General features: G+C 52.0%; 17 protein-coding genes and 1 riboswitch. Of the genes, 5 read left to right on the forward strand and 12 right to left on the reverse strand.

The window, feature by feature from the left end; genetic code table 11:
• Positions 1–8: 8 nt before the first annotated feature.
• Positions 9–1,082, reverse strand: a complete 1,074-nt coding sequence (rlmN, locus tag ACFO1S_RS09425) for a dual-specificity RNA methyltransferase RlmN (protein ID WP_204602610.1) — start codon at positions 1,080–1,082, stop codon at positions 9–11.
• Positions 1,083–1,282: 200 nt separating this feature from the next.
• Complete coding sequence (locus ACFO1S_RS09430) at positions 1,283–2,242, reverse strand: hypothetical protein (protein WP_204602609.1); 960 nt, start codon at positions 2,240–2,242, stop codon at positions 1,283–1,285.
• Between the two features lie 131 nt (positions 2,243–2,373).
• Between ACFO1S_RS09430 and pdxR the strand changes: the two genes are divergently transcribed.
• Positions 2,374–3,816, forward strand: a complete 1,443-nt coding sequence (gene pdxR / locus ACFO1S_RS09435) for a MocR-like pyridoxine biosynthesis transcription factor PdxR (protein ID WP_204602608.1) — start codon at positions 2,374–2,376, stop codon at positions 3,814–3,816.
• 62 nt (positions 3,817–3,878) lie between these two features.
• Positions 3,879–5,810, forward strand: coding sequence for an ATP-binding protein (locus ACFO1S_RS09440; protein WP_204602607.1), 1,932 nt, complete (start codon positions 3,879–3,881; stop codon positions 5,808–5,810).
• 143 nt (positions 5,811–5,953) lie between these two features.
• Here ACFO1S_RS09440 and ACFO1S_RS09445 read toward each other — a convergent pair whose 3' ends face one another.
• Positions 5,954–6,190, reverse strand: a complete 237-nt coding sequence (locus tag ACFO1S_RS09445) for an NHLP leader peptide family RiPP precursor (RefSeq protein WP_204602606.1) — start codon at positions 6,188–6,190, stop codon at positions 5,954–5,956.
• 132 nt (positions 6,191–6,322) lie between these two features.
• Positions 6,323–7,318 (reverse strand): hypothetical protein, encoded by a 996-nt coding sequence (locus ACFO1S_RS09450; RefSeq protein WP_204602605.1) that lies wholly within the window; start codon positions 7,316–7,318, stop codon positions 6,323–6,325.
• A gap of 257 nt (positions 7,319–7,575) precedes the next feature.
• On the opposite strand from ACFO1S_RS09450, the gene ACFO1S_RS09455 reads away from it, so the two are divergent.
• Positions 7,576–8,115, forward strand: a complete 540-nt coding sequence (locus ACFO1S_RS09455) for a hypothetical protein (RefSeq protein ID WP_204602604.1) — start codon at positions 7,576–7,578, stop codon at positions 8,113–8,115.
• A 136-nt stretch (positions 8,116–8,251) separates the two neighbouring features.
• On the opposite strand, the gene ACFO1S_RS09460 is transcribed toward ACFO1S_RS09455, so the two are convergent.
• From ACFO1S_RS09460 to ACFO1S_RS09490, 7 genes are all read right to left on the reverse strand, one after another.
• On the reverse strand, positions 8,252–9,220 hold the full coding sequence (locus ACFO1S_RS09460; RefSeq protein ID WP_204602603.1) for a hypothetical protein: 969 nt from the start codon (positions 9,218–9,220) through the stop codon (positions 8,252–8,254).
• A 129-nt stretch (positions 9,221–9,349) separates the two neighbouring features.
• Entirely contained in the window at positions 9,350–10,210 is an 861-nt protein-coding gene (locus tag ACFO1S_RS09465) for a helix-turn-helix domain-containing protein (protein WP_204602602.1), read from the reverse strand.
• Positions 10,211–10,294: 84 nt separating this feature from the next.
• Positions 10,295–11,179: a carbohydrate ABC transporter permease gene (locus ACFO1S_RS09470; RefSeq protein ID WP_204602601.1), complete on the reverse strand. Its 885-nt coding sequence runs from the start codon at positions 11,177–11,179 to the stop codon at positions 10,295–10,297.
• A 19-nt stretch (positions 11,180–11,198) separates the two neighbouring features.
• Positions 11,199–12,089 carry an ABC transporter permease gene (locus ACFO1S_RS09475; protein ID WP_204602600.1) on the reverse strand — a complete coding sequence of 297 codons (891 nt, stop codon included), beginning with the start codon at positions 12,087–12,089 and terminating at the stop codon, positions 11,199–11,201.
• Between the two features lie 87 nt (positions 12,090–12,176).
• Positions 12,177–13,886 (reverse strand): extracellular solute-binding protein, encoded by a 1,710-nt coding sequence (locus ACFO1S_RS09480; RefSeq protein ID WP_204602599.1) that lies wholly within the window; start codon positions 13,884–13,886, stop codon positions 12,177–12,179.
• A gap of 148 nt (positions 13,887–14,034) precedes the next feature.
• Positions 14,035–15,156, reverse strand: a complete 1,122-nt coding sequence (locus ACFO1S_RS09485; RefSeq protein ID WP_204602598.1) for a response regulator transcription factor — start codon at positions 15,154–15,156, stop codon at positions 14,035–14,037.
• Between the two features lie 4 nt (positions 15,157–15,160).
• On the reverse strand, positions 15,161–16,879 hold the full coding sequence (locus ACFO1S_RS09490) for a sensor histidine kinase (protein ID WP_378126655.1): 1,719 nt from the start codon (positions 16,877–16,879) through the stop codon (positions 15,161–15,163).
• Positions 16,880–17,089: 210 nt separating this feature from the next.
• Between ACFO1S_RS09490 and ACFO1S_RS09495 the strand changes: the two genes are divergently transcribed.
• Positions 17,090–18,481 carry an ADP-ribosylglycohydrolase family protein gene (locus ACFO1S_RS09495; RefSeq protein WP_204602597.1) on the forward strand — a complete coding sequence of 464 codons (1,392 nt, stop codon included), beginning with the start codon at positions 17,090–17,092 and terminating at the stop codon, positions 18,479–18,481.
• A 71-nt stretch (positions 18,482–18,552) separates the two neighbouring features.
• On the opposite strand, the gene ACFO1S_RS09500 is transcribed toward ACFO1S_RS09495, so the two are convergent.
• Positions 18,553–19,239, reverse strand: a complete 687-nt coding sequence (locus ACFO1S_RS09500) for an MIP/aquaporin family protein (protein WP_204602596.1) — start codon at positions 19,237–19,239, stop codon at positions 18,553–18,555.
• A gap of 117 nt (positions 19,240–19,356) precedes the next feature.
• On the opposite strand from ACFO1S_RS09500, the gene ACFO1S_RS09505 reads away from it, so the two are divergent.
• Positions 19,357–19,836 carry a GyrI-like domain-containing protein gene (locus tag ACFO1S_RS09505; protein ID WP_204602595.1) on the forward strand — a complete coding sequence of 160 codons (480 nt, stop codon included), beginning with the start codon at positions 19,357–19,359 and terminating at the stop codon, positions 19,834–19,836.
• Positions 19,837–19,955: 119 nt separating this feature from the next.
• Positions 19,956–20,144, forward strand: a riboswitch (cobalamin riboswitch).
• The last annotated feature ends 241 nt before the right edge of the window (positions 20,145–20,385 follow it).

Here is a 20,385-nt window from a genome sequence, read left to right on the forward strand (position 1 = left end):
TCTCGCTGCTAGGCTTGAGCAACCTTTTCGCTTTTGATTTGCTTGCTCCTGAGCTGTCCGCAAGCGGCATCGATATCCGCTCCATGCTCCAGCCGAACGCTGCAGCTCACGCCCTGCTTCTTAAGCGTATCGTAGAATTCGCTGACCTTGTCCCTCAGCGTTCTTTGATATTGGCTGTGCTCGTCGACCGGATTGTAAGGGATCAGGTTCACATTGACGGCAGACCGGCGCTCTCCGATCAGCTCGGCGAGCTCCAGCGCATGCTCCCGCTGGTCGTTCACGTCTTTCAGCAAAATGTATTCCAGCGTAATTCTCCGCTTCGTCTTGGACAAATAATAATCGATCGCCTGCATCAGTTTGGCAATCGGGATGGCCTTGTTGATCTTCATAATCTGCGTTCGCAGCTCGTCGTTCGGCGCATGCAGGGAGATCGCCAGGTTCACCTTCAGATCGTCGTCGGTAAACCGATAGATTTTGTCCGCGAGACCGCTTGTCGATACCGTGATATGCCGTCCCGCGATCGCGAGACCCTTCTGGTGCTTGATGACATCCAAGAACTTGACCAGATTGCCGTAATTGTCGAAAGGCTCGCCGATGCCCATCACCACCAGATGGCTGACCGCTTCCCCCTTCCCCGCTCCGTCCAGGTAACGCTGCGCCTTCATCACTTGCTCGACAATCTCGCCGCTGGATAAATCCCGGCTTTTTTTAATCAGCCCGCTCGCGCAGAAGCTGCAGCCGATATTGCAGCCCACCTGGGTCGTGACGCATACGGACAAACCGAATTTATGCCGCATGAGCACCGTTTCGATCAGGTTGCCGTCCTTCAACCGGAACAGGAATTTTACCGTGCCGTCCGCAGATTCCTGACGCGAATGCTCGCTTAACGAATCAATATAGAAGTGCTCTCCCAGCACGCGTAGACATTCCGGATTGCCGCCGCTCATGCCGGCGAAATCCGTCGCCCGGTCGCGGTACAGCCGCTCCCAGACAAGCTGCGCCCGCGACTTCTTCTGTCCGTGTTCGACCAGCCATTCGGTTAAGCCTTCGTAAGTCATATCGTAAACGGATGTTCTGTTCATTCGTAACCCTTCTTTCGAGTAATAGCCGGAGCTTGCGATCTTGTTCCTATTTTCCCAGAAACCGCGCGGATTCACAAGGCATGGACGAAGCCGTCTCGCTGCTTCTCCCGATCTCCCCGCCGCTTGGAACGGGAAAAAGGATCGTTCGACGGAGCCGAACCACCCTCTTCCTTCCTGTCCATGAAACGCAACGCTTCCTCTTAATAGGTCTCCTCGGGAGCCTGCAAGGACGCGATATCCGCGATAGCCCGATACACCTGGGACGGATGATCCGCCAAGCGGTGAAGAAAATACGGGAACCACGCCTTGCCGTACGGCAAGCGGACCCTCGTGCGACAGCCCTTCTCCTTCAGCTGTTTCGCCTGTTCGGGACGTACGCCGTAGGGCAGCTCGATCTCGGCATTCCGCGCCCCGAAGCGCTGTGCGCGCCCTCCCGGAAGATAATAGGCTTCGTCGCACCCGGCGATCGACACGGGACGCCCTGTGGAGAGAGCCGTCTCGATCAGGCCGATGCCCCTCTCTTTGCGCTGCTCCGCGACCAATTCTCTCTGGTCCCCTCCATAATTGTCTCGATCCGTTACGATGCGGATGCGGCCGGTCAAGGGCAGAATCTCCCGAATATCTTCGTCCGTTCGCGGCCAGTGCGCCATAAGCGTCATTCCCAGGGAGGAATGGCTCTCTGCGGCTCTCTTGTAGATGTCCAGAGCGTCGTCCATTCCAGACTCTTCTTCGCATTCGATCAGCGTTTCAATTCCGTAGATCGCCGCCTCCCGGATTAATTGCACCAGATAGCGGTACGTCAGCTCTCTGTCGACCGCCATGCCGATATGCGACAGATTGAGCAAGATCGTAGACGAGCGTCCCGCAATGCCCAGCATGCCGACGAGCCGCAGAAGCTCATCCCGCACGGCCGAGCATTCCCGTTCATCCGCCGCCTCCTTCCCCATGAGGCACAACGACACGCCATACCCTTTATACCCCAACCGGACTGCCTCGCAGACCGCGTCCTCTCTCGACTCGCCAGCCATATATCTCCTTGCCGCGTTGTAGAGAAGCGGATATAGCTCCCTCGATCCCTGGACGAGCTTCGCGATTCCGTCGTTGCAAGCGACGGCCCTCAGCGCCTGCGCCGCAAGCTCCTGTGCCTTGGCCGGTCCCATTCCGCACTCTCCCTTCTTCCATTTTTCACGGTTTCGACTTTTCAGGTCTTACTGTACCGTGTTAAAGTGGATTATAGAAGGATCACTTTACGACCGTTTTCATAGTACCACTTAGAAGGAAGAGGTCGCCTATGTCTTGGACGACGATTGACCGCGCCTGTGGAACGCCCTTGTTCCGACAAATCTACGAGACCTTTCGCCGCAGGATTCTGCAGGGGGAGCTGCAGAGCGGAGAGAAGCTTCCCAGCACGCGGGAGCTCGCCTCCAGCCTTCAGGTTTCCCGCACCGTCATCGTCGAGGCTTACGAGCAGCTTCTGGCGGAAGGATACATCGAGGGACGTCACGGCTCCGGGACCTACGTCGCCGAAGGCGCCTATCTGCAAACGGTCGGCGCTGCTCCCGAAGGGCCGGTCCCAGGGCTCGCCTTGTCCTCCCCCCTTCCTGGCAGACCGGACCTGATCGATTTTCGGCACGGCCTCCCTGCTCTCGACCTGTTTCCGCGAAAGCTGTGGGGAGAGCTGGCTAAGCGCACCTGCTCGAGAACGGCTCCGGAGGCTTTCGGATACGGCAGACCGGAGGGCCGCTCCGAGCTTCGCCAGACGCTCTGCCATTATCTGAGAAGGAGCCGCGGCGTCCTGTGCGAGCCCGATCAGCTCATCGTGACCACCGGGGCTACGCAGGCGATTTCCCTGATTGCCAGAATGCTGCTGACCGGACAATCGGATGTCCTGCTGGAAGACCCGTTGACGCATGAGATCCACACGATGTTCGCTCTGCCGGGAACCGCTCTTCATGCCGTTCCTGTAGACGGACAGGGCATGATGACTCACCTGCTGCCGACCGGATTGCGGCCGAAGCTGATCTATGTGACGCCCTCCCATCAGTTCCCTCTTGGCGGCGTGTTGCCGATTCAACGCCGCGTTCAGCTCATGGAATACGCGGCCCGGACAGGAAGCTACATCGTGGAGGACGATTACGACAGCGAGTTCCGTTACGATAGCGCGCCCGTCAGCTCCCTGCAAGGTCTGGACCCGGATCGGGTCGTCTACATCGGGACTTTCAGCAAGATTCTGTCGCCTGCGCTGCGATTGGGCTACCTGATCCTTCCCAGCTCGCTTGTGGAGAACGCAAGGCAGCACAAGTGGCTGACGGACCTCCATACTCCGTCTCTCGAACAGCTGGTCCTGGCTGAATTTATCGAGGAAGGCCATCTGGAGCGCCATGTATCCAGGATGAAGAAAATCTACCGCAAGCGTCGGGACTTCCTGATTCACTGCCTGACTCGCTCCTTCGGGGACAAGGTAACCGTCGCCGGTTACTCTACGGGTATTCACCTGATCGCCGAATTTGCCGGTATTTCCTTCACCCCGGAGCTGCTGTCGCATATAGAGAACAAAGGAGTCAGAGTCTATCCCGCAGCCTTTCACGCCTATCGCAAAGAAGAGCATCGGCATCGCCTCATCCTCGGATACGGCAACTTGGCGGAGGAGCAGGTGGAGGAAGGAATACGAAGATTACATGCGGTATTGAATAATTATTGGCCCCACAAACAGGAAAATGACAAATTCTGTTGAAATTTATACGGTATCTGGATTCCGTCGTCGCCCTACAGCAGAACGTAACAGCGAGGTGTAAGATGAAGTCGGTGCAAGAGCTTCCCGCTTTTCGTTTGTTCCTATTGCTCCTTGTCTTATTCGCGTTCTTGCCCGAGATCGTCAGCGCCGCCGCCAAGTCGTCCTTGACACTTCAGCGCTGGCAGATTCATTACGCATCGAACAGCGGGTCCTCCATCCCTTCTCCGGAGACCGTATGGCTGGACGCAAGCGTCAGCGATCCGAAGACGGCGCTGCCGGAAGGCATAAGCAGCGTATGGGTTCGAATCGTCCTTCCTCCGACCGAAGGCTGGGTGCACCCCGGCTTGCTCGCCGATCGGCTGTATGGGCACAATCTATACGTCTATAACGAAGGGCAACTGCTCTACCAATCGATACGCGAGTTTGCCTTCGATCTTAATAAGCTGGTGCTGCCCCTCGCCCGAAGCTCGGAGCCGACCGAGCTCTATATCCGCATCGATACGGCCGGCGAGCGGGCCGGGATGCTCAGCGGCTTTAAGCTGGATGAATTCAACGTGCTGTCGGACGAATTCATCGTCCACGACTTGCCGGACGTGCTTCTGGGCACGGGCATCGCTTTTCTCGGACTCATTATGCTCCTCTGCTCCGGCTACCTGCACCGCAGGCAGCGAAGCACCTGGATTTCTCTCAGCTTGATCGCCCTCGCCACCGGTCTTCTCATGATCCTGTACTCGCCATTGCCCTATATCTATTTCAAGGCCTACGGAAACGGGCTGCTGCTCCTGTTCGACGCTTTAATGTTCGTGCTCTTCCCTTCGCTGAATTACTATATTAATCAGATGTTCGAAGGGCAATATCGCTTCTTCGCAAAGTTTGCCCGCCTGCAAGCGGCCTATTCGCTGTTCTGTCTGCTTGCGCTTATCCTCTATGCTATTGTCGGAGAACGATACTTCGAGCCCTACCATCTGATATCCAATCTGATTTGGGGAGTGCTTATCCTCATCCAGCTTCTGGTCATCATTGTTCTATCTATCGTGCATGCCCGGAGAGGCAATCGGAACGCGCTCATATTGTCGATAGGCTTCTTCCTGCTTGCCCTACTGGGCGTTACCGACATGACCCGTTATTATCTAAGCGACAAAACCTATGTGCTGTTTCTATGGAAATTCGGGGTAATCGCCCTGATTGTCGCCCTGGTCGTCATTCTCGCAAGACGAATATCTTCAGATTACGCCACGCTGGTGAACTATTCCAAGGAATTGGAGCTTTACAACCATAGACTGGAACGAACGGAGAAGCTGAAGATTATCAGCGACCTCGCAGCGTCCGTCGCCCATGAGGTCCGCAATCCCCTTCAAGTCACAAGGGGATTTCTGCAGCTGCTGGCGGGCAAATCGGAAGAGAAGAACAAGCCGTACTTCGACCTGGCGACGAACGAGCTGGACAGAGCCTCCGCGATTATTACGGACTTTCTGACCTTCGCCAAGCCGGAGATGGATACCATCGTCATACTCGATCTCGCCGAGGAATTAAAGAAAATCGAAGCGATGATGTCGCCGCTCGCCGCCATGCACGGCACAGTGCTCGCGTTCTCTTCAGAGTCTGATCTGCTGTTTGAGGGCAACTCCTCGAAGCTCAAGCAGGCCTTCATCAACATGATCAAGAACAGCTTCGAAGCGACGGGTATGAACGGCAGGATCGACGTGTCCGCGTTCAGGGAAAAGGACGAAATCGTAGTTCGCATTCAGGACGACGGAGAAGGCATGGAAGAGGATCAGGTGGCCAAGCTGGGCACCCCCTTCTTCTCGACCAAAGCAAAGGGCACCGGACTGGGGCTAATGGTTACGTTTCGCATTATTGAGGTGATGAAAGGAACCATCGCCTTCCATAGCGTCAAATCTCAGGGGACAGAGGTCACGATTCGTTTCCCGCTTGTCGCCCGCCGGGCGGAGCAAGCTCCTCCTGAGGAGGAGGACGGCAACAGGCAGGCCTAGCCTCCGCCGCCGATTCGATGGGCTCGGGATGGCGCCGGACGGGCCTGCGGAACGCTTCGCGGGAACCGTTCGGACAGAAGGCTCTCCGAATGGCAAACAAAGGACCGAAGCCGGAGCTTCGATCCTTTGTTTGCCATTGGCGCTTACCACACGGTATTAACGCTCGCCAGTCCTCCGCCGACATCCTCCGGGCCGGGAGGGAGAATCAGATAATACTGCGAGGGATTTTCTTCAACCACCTTCAGATCGATTGCTGCGGGAATCTCAATGCCGAACGCCTCTTTAATCGCCGCCTTCGGATCAGCCAGCAGGCTTTTTTTGAATTCAGGGTCTACCCAGGCCTTCTGGATAATCTGTACCTTAAGAGATTCCAATGACATGAGGACACGACCTTTCCAATATGTGGTGGATTGACCCTTTCATCATATCATGGATTCTCTTCTCAAGTCCTCAATTTTATGCTAGATTAGCAAGAAATTACGACATTATTTTCATAGCATATTTGTTAGCAACTAGATGAGATCAGGCGCATATTTTGCAAAATGTGGATAGACACTCAAAACTGTTGAGCCATTACCGTTTTTATAAATTTGAGTGTCTACTGATGACCATGAATACCCACCAATAGATTGACATGCAGTCGTGATGAGATTATCCCATCCATCGGCCCACACTGTACGTTGTCTGTCTTTAATAGTGGGAGATTGCAGTTGGTTATTGTAAAATGTAACAATTGAATGCTTTTCAAGAAATGAGACATTATTGGCAGAGGCAACAAGATTCCACACGTCAGAGGCTGAGAAATATTTAAATACATATTTCATTGTAGAAGCATAAGATACTTTTATCTCATAATCATCGTAGGAATCAAAAGTGGGGCGTGACGGCCAGAAGTACTCATATGGCAGCCAAGTTACGATGGGAATCTGTCCAATTGTTTTTTGTGCATAGATTGTGAAGACTTTATTAATCCACGTGGAATGTGGTACTGGTTGCGACTGCAAATTGACCCAATCGTAATGTCTAACAAGAGGAGCCCCACCGCCATTTTTGGGAACTGCGTAAAAAATCCAAAGTTTATTGTTGGTACCATTGTAGTTAACATTTTCTTCTCCCCAAGTTAATATGTCTACATTAGCATAAGGCCCCCATGATGGTGGAGCTGCTCTCAAAGAATTGCTTGGTTGTATTCCATTTAACGAAGGCCCTATTTTATTTAGATCTTCTTGGGTTGCATGTCGAACTCCTTGATCTTGCAGAAGCTTTTCTATTTGCGCCTCTTGTGAAGCCAATGTGCTGTAGCTGAGATTTAACAACGAATCCTCTTCATTACTAGCCAGTTTAAGACGAACTTCTATTAGTTGATTAATTAACTGTTCCACAACTAACTGTTTTTTCTCAAAATTACCTTCCAACATATCCGCTTCAGTCATATTACTCTGGGCAAAAGCATTATGAGTCATGAAAAGAGATAAAACTAATAACAAAATCATTTTCTTCCTCATCATCCAACCTCCAATGAATTGTAATTTAACTCATATAAATGGTAATATAATTACAAAAAAAGGATTAAATGGTCATAAATACTTAATTTCAGGAGGTTAATTTGTTGTAGAATGTCGTAAAAGGTAATTTTTTGCAACCCCCCCACTTCGTCTTGTGCACTTTCCGAATCACTTTTAATATTTTCTCGCGAGCTCTGCATTACTTACTTTGATCGTAAGTCCTAAACGAAATTCAGAACGAATCATTGAGGAGGTTTATAGTGCCAAAAAGAATCACAAAGCTGATCATAATCTCAGTAGCCTTATTAGGTTTAACTGCGATAGCTGTCGGTTATTATGTGAAAAATTTGCCGAACGGAATATTGTGGTCTAAGGGTATTTCGAATGAGGATATAAAGTTAAGGTTAGAATCCGACCAAAATCGTTTTTATCTTTACGACAAAACAATTAAAGGAAAACGGGTTGTTGGAATCATTTCTTTGCGAAAAGAAAAAGGTTGGACGTTTGACCATAAGGTTGAATCGGAATTTGCGAAAAGCGAACTATCCGTTAAGTCTTTTTATGTAACTTATGAAGAGAATCAACTCGTTTCAAAGAATGTATGGGGCGGAGTTGTAAGTATCGATAACTCTACTAACTTGATGGTTAAAACTGCGAATAACGATGTAAAAAAGCACAAACCATTATTGCTGAATGATGAGGAAAATCACATAACCTACTATTTGGTCGATGTAGGCAGTGATGATGGGGATGCAATTATCGTCGGGGATGACAGTACGGGAGTTACGACGAGAGAATAGGAAACCTCAAACAATAATCAAGACGGGTCTTGCAGGCAAGCTAAAAATAAGGTCATTGTGTGTTCAGTAGAGAAAGGGAAAAAGGGATTTGTCCACCCTGTCTCCAGCGGCAAGATAATCCCTTTTGATATCCCAGTCATTGTTTTAGATTATGTAGATTCGACAAGATTATGGACAATCCGCCTTCCGATGCCAGCTTGGACTTTAATTCCTCCGCCGCGCGGTCATCCCTGCGGATTCCCTTAACAATAGAGGAATGGAATGACACCAATCCGACAGGAGCGCAAGCCACCCGCTCAAGCCGTTCGTGATTCCCCTCGGCAATCGCCGCAAGGGCCGCCAACGCTCCCGAATGATAGATTGCCCGCTTCACCTCTTGCTCCTCCAGCCCCCGCTCCTCCGACCCGCCAAGCAGCCTTCTGACGAGCGTCAGGAAGGCGTTGCGCCGTTCGCCGCCCTCATGCAAATCCTCTTGCCAATCCGCCCAATCGTCCGATAGCTGCAGTGTCGCAAGCGTGAGATCAAGGGCTTCCTCCAGTTGATGTATTTGCTCCTGCCTTCCGGCCAGCAGCAGCATTCCCGCTGCGCACAGCTTCACCGGAGCCGACTTGCGGGCAAGCCTGCGAAATTCCTCCGGCTCGGCCCGTATTCGGCCCTCTTCAGCCACGGCGGAGGCCCAATCGGCCAGATAAGTCTCATAGTAGGACCACAGCGGCGAATTCCCGGCAAAATAGCGGCCGTAGCGTTGCCTGAAGCGCTCATGCAGAAGCTGACTCAGCACCAGATAATGGCGCTGCTCCTCCCGATTCAGGGCGGCCCCTGCATCCATCGCGTCGTCCAGAAGAAAAAAATGCAGCATCGCATCTATATTGGCCACGGCAAGCTCCCGGCAAAGCTCGTCCGAGCTCGCCGTCTGCTCCTTAAGCCAAGCAGGCAATAGATAACAAATATAGTTCGTGCCTGCTCCGTTCTGCAACGGATTGGCTTTGGCGAGAAGAGCCTTCCTCGCTTCATTCAGCTGCGGAGGAAACAACGAAGCGCTACCCGCCGCCGCTTCTGCGAAAATCCGCTCGACCTCTTCCCTATAGTCATCCAGCCAGTCCATGCCGCCGCCTCCTGTTCATCGCGTCGCTCTGCGCTCTCGATAACTAGGAATTCGCTAGACAGCTCGGAATGTCCTTGTCCCTCCCTCTCATGCCTCGAGAGCCTGGATAGGCTTGTCGAACATCAGGAATCAGGAAGAGGGGAGCCCGACTGCTTGAAGCAAGAAAGCTCCATAGCGGTTTCTGTACTCTAAGGGCTTCATCCCCGCATTCTCCACGAATGCGCGATAAAAGGCCGAATGGCTTTGAAATCCGCTGCTGTAATAAATGTCCGTAATCGGGAGCTCCGTCCGCAGAAGCAGCTCTTTGGCCGCTTGGATGCGAATCGTCCTGAGAAATTGAGCAAAGGTAGTACCCGCCGCTTCCTTGAAGAGCGACTGCATCCTGGAAGGACTCAGGTGCACGATGGCAGCCACCTCCTGAATTGTGAGAGGCTCCGCGTAGCTGCGCTCCAAATATTCGATCGCCGGTCTGATTGTGCGGTAGGCGGAAATAACGGCGCTTTTCTCCTGACTGTCGGGCGAAGGCTTGTAGTGCCGGAGAAGAGCTACGCAGATGCTCATGAGGTGAGCCTTTAATTGATGATAGAACCCCCGCTCTTGTCTTGAATATTCCTTCCACATGGCAAGGATCTCGCGAGTAATGTCCAAGGAGGAATCCGCCTCGCAGGGGATTCGATTCTCGAACGATTCGGGACGGTACAAGAAGGGAAGCAACAGCTCCGGTTCGGTATGCAGCCAGATGGTGGGCTCGAAGAGAACGAACAGAAATTTGGCTGGACTGCCTGCCGCCGAATGCGCTCGATGAGGCTCCATCGGATTGACGATGAATACATCTCCGGCGGAGATCGTGTATTTCTTCGACCCGAAATAAAAGGTGCCGGAGCCTTCCAGACAGCAGCCCACCTCCAGCATCCGATGACGGTGAAGCGGTTCTAGATGATAGTCCGGCTCGTGCTCCATGATGAAGATCGGCATTTCCGAAGCGGCCATTGTAATCCTCCTCTTGTTATCCTTCATGCAGAACGGCAAAATTCCCTCACCCTTGCGCAGGTGAGAGAATTTGGATAACGCGCGCTACTCCTTGACAGAACCGAGAGTGATGCCATGAATAAAGAAGCGTTGCAGAAACGGATAAACAACCAGGATCGGAATCATCGCGATGAAGATTTTCGCCGCATTCAGCGTCTGGTTGGACATCTCGCTCAGCCTCTTGAACTGGTCCTCCGTCATGTTCGCCGTATTAATCGTAATGACCAATTGTTGAATGTAGGTTTGCAGCGGATAGTGATTTTCACGGGTCATCAGCACCAGACCATTAAAAAACTCATTCCAATGGTAGACGATGCTGAACAGGGTCACTGTCGCGAGTACGGGTACGGCAAGCGGAATATAAAGCCGCAAAAGCATGTACCACGGACCCGCCCCATCTACTACCGCGGCCTCTTCTAGCTCCTTGGGCAAATTCCTGAAGTAGTTCACGACCAGAATGACGCTGAACACCGGAACGCTGCCGCCAAGAGCAAGCGCCCAAATGTTATTGATCAGTCCCAGCTCTTTGATCGTTTGATACCAGGGTATCAATCCCCCGTGAAACAGCATCGTGAAAACCAATAGCCACATGAACACGTTTCTAAGCTTGAAATCCTTTGCGCTCTTAGATAAAGGATACGCCATCAGAACCGTGATTACAAAGCTTATCGAGGCTCCCAGCAGCACCCGCTTGACGGAAATGAAGAAGGAATTAAAGAACTTCGCATCCCCGACGATTTGTTCGTAGGAATTCAAGTTGAACCCCACCGGCCACAGGCGGACAAGCCCTGCGGAGGCAGCGGATTTTTCGCTAAGAGAGACGGCTAGCATGTACCAGATGGGAAGAACGCATAGAAGGGCGATACCCACCAGAATAACGACTAACAGCCAGTCGAACATTTTGGAGCCGAGTGTTTTTTCTGCTACCATAACCATGCTCCTTTATAAGTTAAAAAATACGATAGTTCGCATATTTGGAGGCCAGCATGTAGGATACCGCAATAAGAAGGAAGCTAACGACCGATTTCAACAACCCGACCGCTGTCGCCAGGCCGTACTGCAAGTTCAAGAGCCCTGTACGATATACCCACGTATCGATAATATCCCCCTTCGAATAAACGAGAGGATTATAGAGGTTAAATACCTGATCGAAGCCCGCATTCAGCACATTGCCCAGACTGAGCACGGCAAGAAGAACGATGGTCGCCGATATGCCCGGCAGCGTCACGTGACGCAAGCTCTGCCAGCGCGAAGCGCCGTCAATGCCCGCCGCCTCGTAGAGAGTCGGATTAATAGCCGTCAATGCAGCCAGATAGATAATGGTATTGAAGCCGAATTCCTTCCAGACATCACTCGCCACAATCATAAAAGGGAACAAATCCGCATTGCCGAAAAACAGAATAGGCTCAATGCTGAAGACGCCCAGCAGTGAGTTGACTGGTCCGGTATAAGAGAACACGTCCAGCAGAATGCCGGCCAAAATAACCCATGACAAAAAATGCGGCAAATAGACGATGGTTTGAATCCATCTTTTGAACACCATCGACCGCAGTTCGTTCAGCATAAGCGCAAAAACAAGCGGAACAATGAGATTGCCGATCATTTTCATAATCGCGATAAAAATCGTATTCCAGAAAATAGAGCGGCTGTCGCTTAGAGAAAACATATATTGAAAATTCTCAAAGCCTACCCACTCGGAGTGAAAAATGCCCTTGCCCGGATTAAAATCCTGAAAGGCGATCACGATTCCGAACATGGGAACCAGACTGAACAGCGTCAGCCACGCAAAGCCGGGAAGAAGCATGAGGTAATAATGCTTGGTGAATCCTTTATTTTTCAAGTAGGGTCCCTCCATTCGCTGCAAGAAAAAGATAGATGCCAGTTTTCCACGCTGGCATCTACTCGTGTCATCCCTTGTTTTCCCGCTTTATTTCTTAACCCATTCCGCAACTTCCTTGGTAATTTCATCGCCGCCTTGCTTTTTCCAATCCTCGACGAATTTGTCGAAGCTGTCTATCGGCGCCGCGCCCATGATGATGCTCAGGAACGTTTGCTGCTCCAGCTTGTCGAGCGTAGCCCATTTGCTTTCCATCGCCTTCGTCTGGGAGTAGATCTGGCTGTACACCTTGTTCATTGGCGTATCGACCATAGGTCCCGCGCCGACCAATACCGAGTATGCACGAGTCCATGCTCCCATATCGTTCTGAGGATTCCAGTATTGCATGTCCATCTGGTCATAGGGCTCAAGCTTAACCTTCTTGATGTTGTCCAGATCGCCCTCCAGGAGTCTGTAGCTTTCCAGATCGAACTCTTCCTTTTTCTTCGACCCGGCCAGGAATTCTCTAAGCGCTTGAGCGGAATATTCAATATCGTTCACGGTCGTGTGGGAAACCCGAAGCGGATAGTTGCCAATCGCAACGCTCAAGTCGAAGTTGTTCTCGTCGCGAATCAACAGGTTAGCCATCTTGAAGATCGCTTCCGGGTTTTTGTAGCCTTTGCGAACGACGACAAATTGCGTCGACGGCGTTCCCATGCGCGTATTGAACGTCCCCTCCGAATCAAGGATCGCATAAGCCTGCCAGTTGGCCTTGGGATTATTCTTGACGGCATCCGGAAGCGGCCAGTAACCGCCCCACCATGGGCCAAAGTAGATCCCTGCTTTGCCGCTGCTGATCAACTCGGCCGTATCTTTGCGAATCCCGATTTCCTTATCGATCAAGCCTTTGGCATACAGATCGCGCAGCTTCGCAAGAGCTTCCTTCGTTTCCGGCAGAATCGAGCCGTACACCGTTTGGCCGTCTGCGCCTTCTAGCCAGAAACCAGGGTAAGCCTTATACGCTGTGAAGATTGGATCGAGTCCGAATGTATTGTTGGTGGACTTGATGAAGTTGGCATTCAACTTCCCGCCGGATGGAGGTCCGGCAATCCCGATCGTGTTGGCTTTGCTGTCACCGTCCGGATCTTGGTCGATGAAGGCTTGGGCGATCTTCTCCAGATCTTCGACCGTCTTGGGAGCAGGCAGGCCGAGCTGATCCAGCCAGTCCTTCCGAACCCAGGCCAGATGAACGCCGTCAGCCTGTGCGACGACGCTTGGCAGCGCCAGCATTTTACCGTCGAACGTAACCGACTGCATGGCGACGCCTTCCGTCGAGTCGATAAACTTCTTAAGCAAAGGCGATGCATAATTGTTGTAGGCTTCCGTCAAATCCTCAAGCTGGCCCGCCTTCACCATTTGTCTAAGCTGGGCGTCTGTAACGACCAGCGCATCCGGCAAGTCGTTGCTGGCGATGGACAGATTCACCTTCTGGTCGTAATCCGTGCCGCTGCTGGATGCCTGCCAGGCGATCTTGGTTTCCAGGTTAATCGTATCCTTGATGTAACGGGTGTATTGATTGTTCTCTGGCGTATCTCCGCCCGGCAAGCTCTTGTCGGTAGGATCGACGCCTTTGCCGATGCTGATCGTCACCGTCTCGTCGTATTTGCCGAATGGATCCGCATTCACCGGAGCCGACGAAGCCGTCGAGGCCGGCGATTCCTTGGCGTTGTTCGAGGGGGAGCTGGAATTGTTGCCTCCGCATGCGCTTAGAATAAGCAACGAGCTTGCCAAGCCAATCGCAGCAATTTTTCTCTTGTACAACTTAGCGACCTTCTTTCATCGTGTAATTGAGTCTGTATATCAAAGGTAGCATGGAATAAACACTAAGAAAGAGGGGAAGCGGTTTCACGATCGGGTAGACAAATGATTCGCCTGTCCGTAAGCGGATTGGCTTCCGGCCGCCTTTTCCTCATTTGTCTACCCGACTGTCGGACAATATTCTACCCGCATGCGCTTGTACTCGATATTCGCTGGGAAGCATGCCCGTATGCTCGCGGAAAATACGGCTGAAATACTTCTCGTCCAGATAACCGATATTTTCAGCGATCCAGGAGATGGTTTTATTCGTATGCTGCAAATACTCCTTGGCCTTATCGATCCGAACCTGCCGAATATAGTCGTTGAAGGTTTTTCCCGTCACCATCTTGAAGCATCGACTGAAGTAGCTGCGGCTGAGATTCACTCTCTTCGCCACCTCGATCGCCGTAATCTGATGCTCGAATTCGTCATGAATAATTCTGACCGATCTCATGACGCAATCCACGACCTCGGAGGAGAACGCCGATTTATCCATCGCCTTGCCAATGCGCTGCCTGGTCTCCGTGAGCCATTGCTCGACATCCGACCAGCATTCATAGTGACTTTGCATCTCGGCTTTGACCGAGAACATCGGGACAAGCGTCTGGTTCCATTCCTCTACCAGAAAGAAAAGCATTCCCAGAAGCCTTGTCTCCGGCAGATTCATTCGCTTGCATTCCTCCAGCAGCTTCCGAAACAACGCTTCGTTATAGACCCATTCGAGGGATAGCCAGCGCTCTTTCAGCTCCTCAATGCTTTGCTCCATGCCCTCATGATGAGACTCGCTCTTCCGTTCGTCATCCCTGTTGAATTGCTCCAGATGAGACTTGCCCGAATAGAAATCTATGCGGTTGTGCTCCTGTATCCGATTGTAGATCCGCTGCAGCACCTCGTCGAAGCGCTCTTTCTCCAATTGGATTTTGGCGATATAGTCGATTGCGCCCAGCCTTAAAGCTTCTTGTACATACTCGAATTCCTGATGAAGCGTTAATACAACGATATGGATATGAGGATGCTTATGACGAACGGCTCTCATCAATTCGATCCCGGACATGACCGGCATCTCCAAATCCGTCAAGAGCAGCTCAATGCTCTCTTCTTCAATAAACTCCAATGCCTTGGCGCCATTGCTGGCTTCTCCCACGACCTGCATATCGAACTGCTCCCATGGCATAGCCGAGATCAAGCCTTTGCGAACCAATCTATCATCATCCACAATCAATACCTTTATCATCCCGTCAACTCCCCTCGGAGATTAAGGGCAGAACCAATATAACGGTTGTCCCCTGACCCGATACGCTTCTGATTTCAAGCTTTGCTTTATCGCCGTACCGCGAATGAAGCATTCTCTTGACATAGTTCATGCCGATTCCCATGCCGACCTTGTCGCTATCGTTCGATTTGCGGTTAAGCACCTGATCGATGGCGTCCTCCGTCATTCCGACCCCGTTATCTCGAACCCTGATCTCGACGCCCTCATTCAACTCAACGGTAATCTCAATATAACCATCGTCATTCAGACCATGATAGAGGGAGTTTTCTACAATGGGTTGAAGGATAAACCGAGGGATAGGCATGCTCATCACCCGCTCGTCGACGAGGATGCGTACGTCGAATACAAAATCATAGCGGATTTGCTGCAGAGTTAAATATTCCTTCAGAGCTCCGATTTCCTCCGCAATCGTTGCGCTTTCCTTGTGCTTGCCCAGGTTATAGTACAGCAGCTTGTTCAGCGACAGGACGAAGCGGTCAATCTCCGCCTGCCCATTCATGACGGCCAGCCAGTGCACGGTGTCCAGCGAATTCATAAGAAAATGGGGATTAATCTGATGCTGCAGCTTCTCCAATTCCAGATCGACTCTTCGTTTTTCCTTCTGCTCCACCGTAGCGAACAATTCCCAGATTTGCTCTTTCATTTGGCGGAATTGGCCCAGCAGATAATCGAATTCCGGGATCTTCGTCTTGACCGGCAGCGACACGGATCGATTCTGAGTCATCAGCTTGATTTCGCTGTTGAATCGGGTCAACGGCCCGTAGACCATCTTCCACAGCAGCCACGCCAGGAAGAGCGTAATGGAGAAAAAGAGCAGCGAAAACAAGAAAATCTGCACGAACCAGCGGTTCAGCTCTCTATTGTAGTCCGCCGTCGGGATGACGGAGATAATGCTCCAGCCTTGGTTGCTGGTCTCCTTGAACCAGTAGTATCCGTCTACCTGCTTATTCGTCGCGCCTTGGAACACTGTGTCTTTGACAAAGACGTCGGGAACCTCCGTGTAGGCGATCCTTCCGTCGTTATCCGTGAAAATGTGCGCGTTCTTGCCGCCGTACTGATCGTTGTTCATGATGTTTTGCGTCAGGTTAAAGCTGGTCTCGATATATACATACACGTTCTCGCGATTGGGAAGGTCGACTTCTCTCAAGGCGGAGAGCACGTAATGATTATCAAATCGGTTATTGCTGATATGGGGGCCGTAATAGGAAATTTTGTAGTAGCTTGTGAGCAGAGGCAGCTTGTCCAAGGAAAAGTCCGGCTTTACGGAAAAATTTTCGAAATCGTACGTTTGAGTATCTTGAAAGTAATACATCGTCAGCCCCACGCTCGGATTGGTGAAGTTGATCACGCTAAACTCCCTTTTCAAGTCTCCGGTAAGCTGAGAGCGCTCAAAGGGCTCCGTGCTGGATAAGAGCTCCCCCAGCTTCCGCCCTACGCCGCCTTCATAGCTGAGCTGCTGGGAAGTGTGATTGAGGTTGTCGATGGCGTTCTCTAACGAAAGCTCAACCTGCTTCAAGCTGTTTTGCAGACCGTTCTGGATTTTATCCGATACGATGGAGTAGATAGTAAAGTAAGACACCGTGGCGATTCCGGCAAAGGGAATCAGAGAGCTGAGGAGAAATAAAATGATGATTCTCTTCTTAAGCGTCAAGTAATCGTAGAGAAAGACTCGAAATCTATTCATGCTGCGTCCCCTCCGTTTGTCCGATTGCGATCTCGTATATCAAAATACCCCCTTTAATTGCAAAAGACAAGCCTCCCGAAGCGATCGTCGCTCTAGCCCGATTGAAGCCGCGATTTCAATGAAAACAGATAACAATCCAGCGATTTTCGGGAAGCCCGTCATGGGCTGACGCGGTTACAATAAACAAAATCAGCAATAGGAGGACTCCCGATGTTTCCGACCCTGCCTTTTCTCAAAGACCGTTTGGCCCTGATTCTTCGCAACAAGTTCTCCCAGGGGTGCAACACTTCCGGCTATCTCGAAAGACTGGAGCAGTTGCCCGACAGCTACGATGCTTATCTCAGCTTTGCCGCAAGTCTTGCGGATATACCCATGCGCAAGGATTGGCCGTATGTCGAACCCGATACGCTGGAAGAAATCCAGGCAGAGTGCCATCCGGACAGGCCTCAGGGGACACTGCGCAGCATCGATTTGACGGATAGCGCCTCGCGCGTTGAAACGGCATTTCTGGCATCTGTCTGCGGCTCGATTCTGGGCAAGCCTCTTGAAATAGACCCGACGCTCCATGAAATGAGAGAGGCGTTCTCCAAAGTAGGAGAGTGGCCGGTCAACGATTACGTCACGGAACCGATGCTCCGCTCCCTTGGCAGAAGACATTGGTCTTGGTACGAAACGGAGCTAAGCCGCATTCGTCATGTCGCGCCTGACGACGACATCAACTATACGCTTATGGGAATGCTTGCGCTCGAACAATTCGGCTCTGAATTCACCAAGAGAAATCTTCGCGACCTGTGGATCAATCATGTTCCGATCAGTATGACCTGGGGGCCCGAAAGAGTCATGCTGCTTCGATCGGCAATGACCTATTGGGAATATGACAGAGCTCCGTTCGATCACAGCGTCATCGAAGGCTGGCCCGATTTCCTTACGCCTGAAACCGAGCTCTGCGGAGCGGCCATACGCGCGGACGCTTACGGATACGCCTGTCCCGGAAGACCGGCGCTGGCCGCCGAGCTGGCATGGAGAGACGCCAGCTTCACGCATCGGCGTACGGGCGTCTACTCTACCATGTTTATCGCTGCAGCGATTGCGGCCGCCCAGGTTCTTGAAGACAGGATGGAGATTATCGATACCGCTCTGCAATTCGTGCCTCAACGCAGCCGCTTCTACGAAGCTGCCTTGGAATGCCGCAACATCGTCGCGGCTGCGAATGATTGGATAGAAGCCTATGAGCAAATTCATAGCACATACTCGGAATATCGTCATTGCCAGGTGTATCAGGAAATCGGCACGTTAATGAACACCTTGCGGTTTGCAGAGAATGTCGGAGACGGGATTTGCAAGCAAGTCATGCAGGGCAACGATACGGACAGCTTCGGCGCTACGGCCGGCTCGCTGCTGGGCGCTTACTTCGGCCCTGACGGTCTCGATCCGCGATGGATAGCGCCGTTCCGGGACACGATTCATACAGGCCTGGCTCTGTTTCACGAGCAATCGTTATCCCGTCTTGCCAAGCGAATCGGACAACTCCCGTCCATCCTTCATTACGGTCGCCACAGCGTTCAGCCGAGCGAACTGTATGTTCAAGTGAATGAGCAGTAATACAAAAAAGAGCGGGCTCGCATAGAGCCGCTCTTTTTTATATGTTGGAATGTCGGTATCGGAGGCGAGGCTTACTTGGCTTTTTCGACGTTTAATCTGCGGAACGCGATCGCGGCCAGCAAGCCGCCCAGCAGGGGCGCTGCAAGGAACACCCATAGCTGAGACAGAGCCTGTCCGCCCAGCAGAAGCGCAGGTCCCAGGCTTCTTGCCGGATTAACCGACGTCCCCGTCAGGCCGATTCCCAGAATATGAACGAACACAAGCGTCAGCCCGATTACCACTCCCGTAATCTGCGCATGGCTTGTAGAAGAGGTTATGCCCAGGATGACATAAATGAACACAAAGGTTAGAACCACCTCTACGAGAAAGGCCATACCTGCGGGAATCCCGATCCCATAGCCGGCGCCATAGCCGTTCTGACCGAGATTCACAACCCTTACGCCCGTCGAGTCCACGATCGCGTAGAGAAGCATGGAAGCGACAATCGCGCCCGCCGATTGCGAGATGACATAACCTGCGAAGTCCCTGCCGGACAACTTGCGGCTCAGCAGCATGACGAATGAAACCGCAGGATTGATGTGGCAGCCGGAAATCGGTCCGATGACGTAGGCCATCGCAACGATCGCCAGGCCGAACGCGAATGCGATTCCCAGATAGCCGAGCTCTCCCCCGGCAGTAGCGGCGCTTCCGCAGCCGAATAGAACAAGCACGAACGTTCCGATAAATTCCGCTGAATATTTCTTGACCGGCGCAACCATGGTAATCCCTCTTTTACATGAATTTTCCTCCAATTGTAAATAAGGAAGATATACAAAAACTGATCAGGAAGAGGACTCGGGTATGTTACAGTAGAGTCCATGAAGGGAGCTGTAGATATGGATTACCGAATTGTAGAGAAAGAGGCGTTCACCGTCTTGGGGAAGATTCTGCGGACAACTTGCGAGAATGGCGAGAATCTGCGTCAGATTCCCTGGTTCTGGCAGCAGTGCAACGAAGACGGCACGGTCGATAAGCTGATGAGCATGGCTCCTGGAAAGGACCTGCTCGGCGTGTGCATGGACATGCAGGTCGATAAGGGAGAGTTCAGCTACATGATTGCCTGCGAGACGACGACTTCGCCTACTGCAGAGAGTTTTTCGACCCGGACGATTCCCGCTTCCACATGGGCCGTCTTCACCTCCGTCGGCCCGCTGCCGGGAACGATTCAAAGTCTATTCGGACGTATTTATCAGGAATGGTTCCCGGCTGCGGGGTACGCGCATTCCGGGGCTCCCGAGCTGGAAGTCTATTTGCCGGGGGACACAACGTCCGAGGACTATCGTTGCGAGGTTTGGATTCCGGTAGTAAAGAGGTAACTGAAAAAAGCTGCTCCTACATCCCGTATGGCGGCTCCTGCTTACCTTGTCGCAAGCCCTCCGTTGCCGCAAGAAGGATGTTCACAATTTCATTTATCTGATAGAATGAGAGCTAACCGCATATCATTAACCAATGAGGTGCCCTTGCGAGAGCAAGGGGTAACAGGGAATCGGGTGCAAATCCCGAGCGGTCCCGCCACTGTATACGGGGAGCGGCTTTCAAACGCCACTCGGCATGTTCTGCCGGGGAAGGCGAAAGCAAGCGCAGATCCGTGAGCCAGGAGACCTACCTGATTGGTCATGCACCATCGTTCCTTCGCGGAGAGGAGAGGTGTACGTCCTGCGACGCGACAGATCCTTCTCTCGGGAGGGGGCCGTCTGCTTGTTAACGTACCCGAGCCAATCCTTAGGGATTGGTTTTTTTGTGTTCCAAGAGACAATTTCGAAATCAAAGTCCAGCGGTATGATGTCAAGTCCCTGAATTGAGCGATTTGGAAATTTTCTTGAGCAGAAAGCGTGCGAGTCAGGGAAAAAGGGCGCATCAAACCA

Source organism: Cohnella boryungensis, from assembly GCF_042651945.1.
Classification (GTDB): Bacteria; Bacillota; Bacilli; order Paenibacillales; family Paenibacillaceae; genus Cohnella; species Cohnella boryungensis.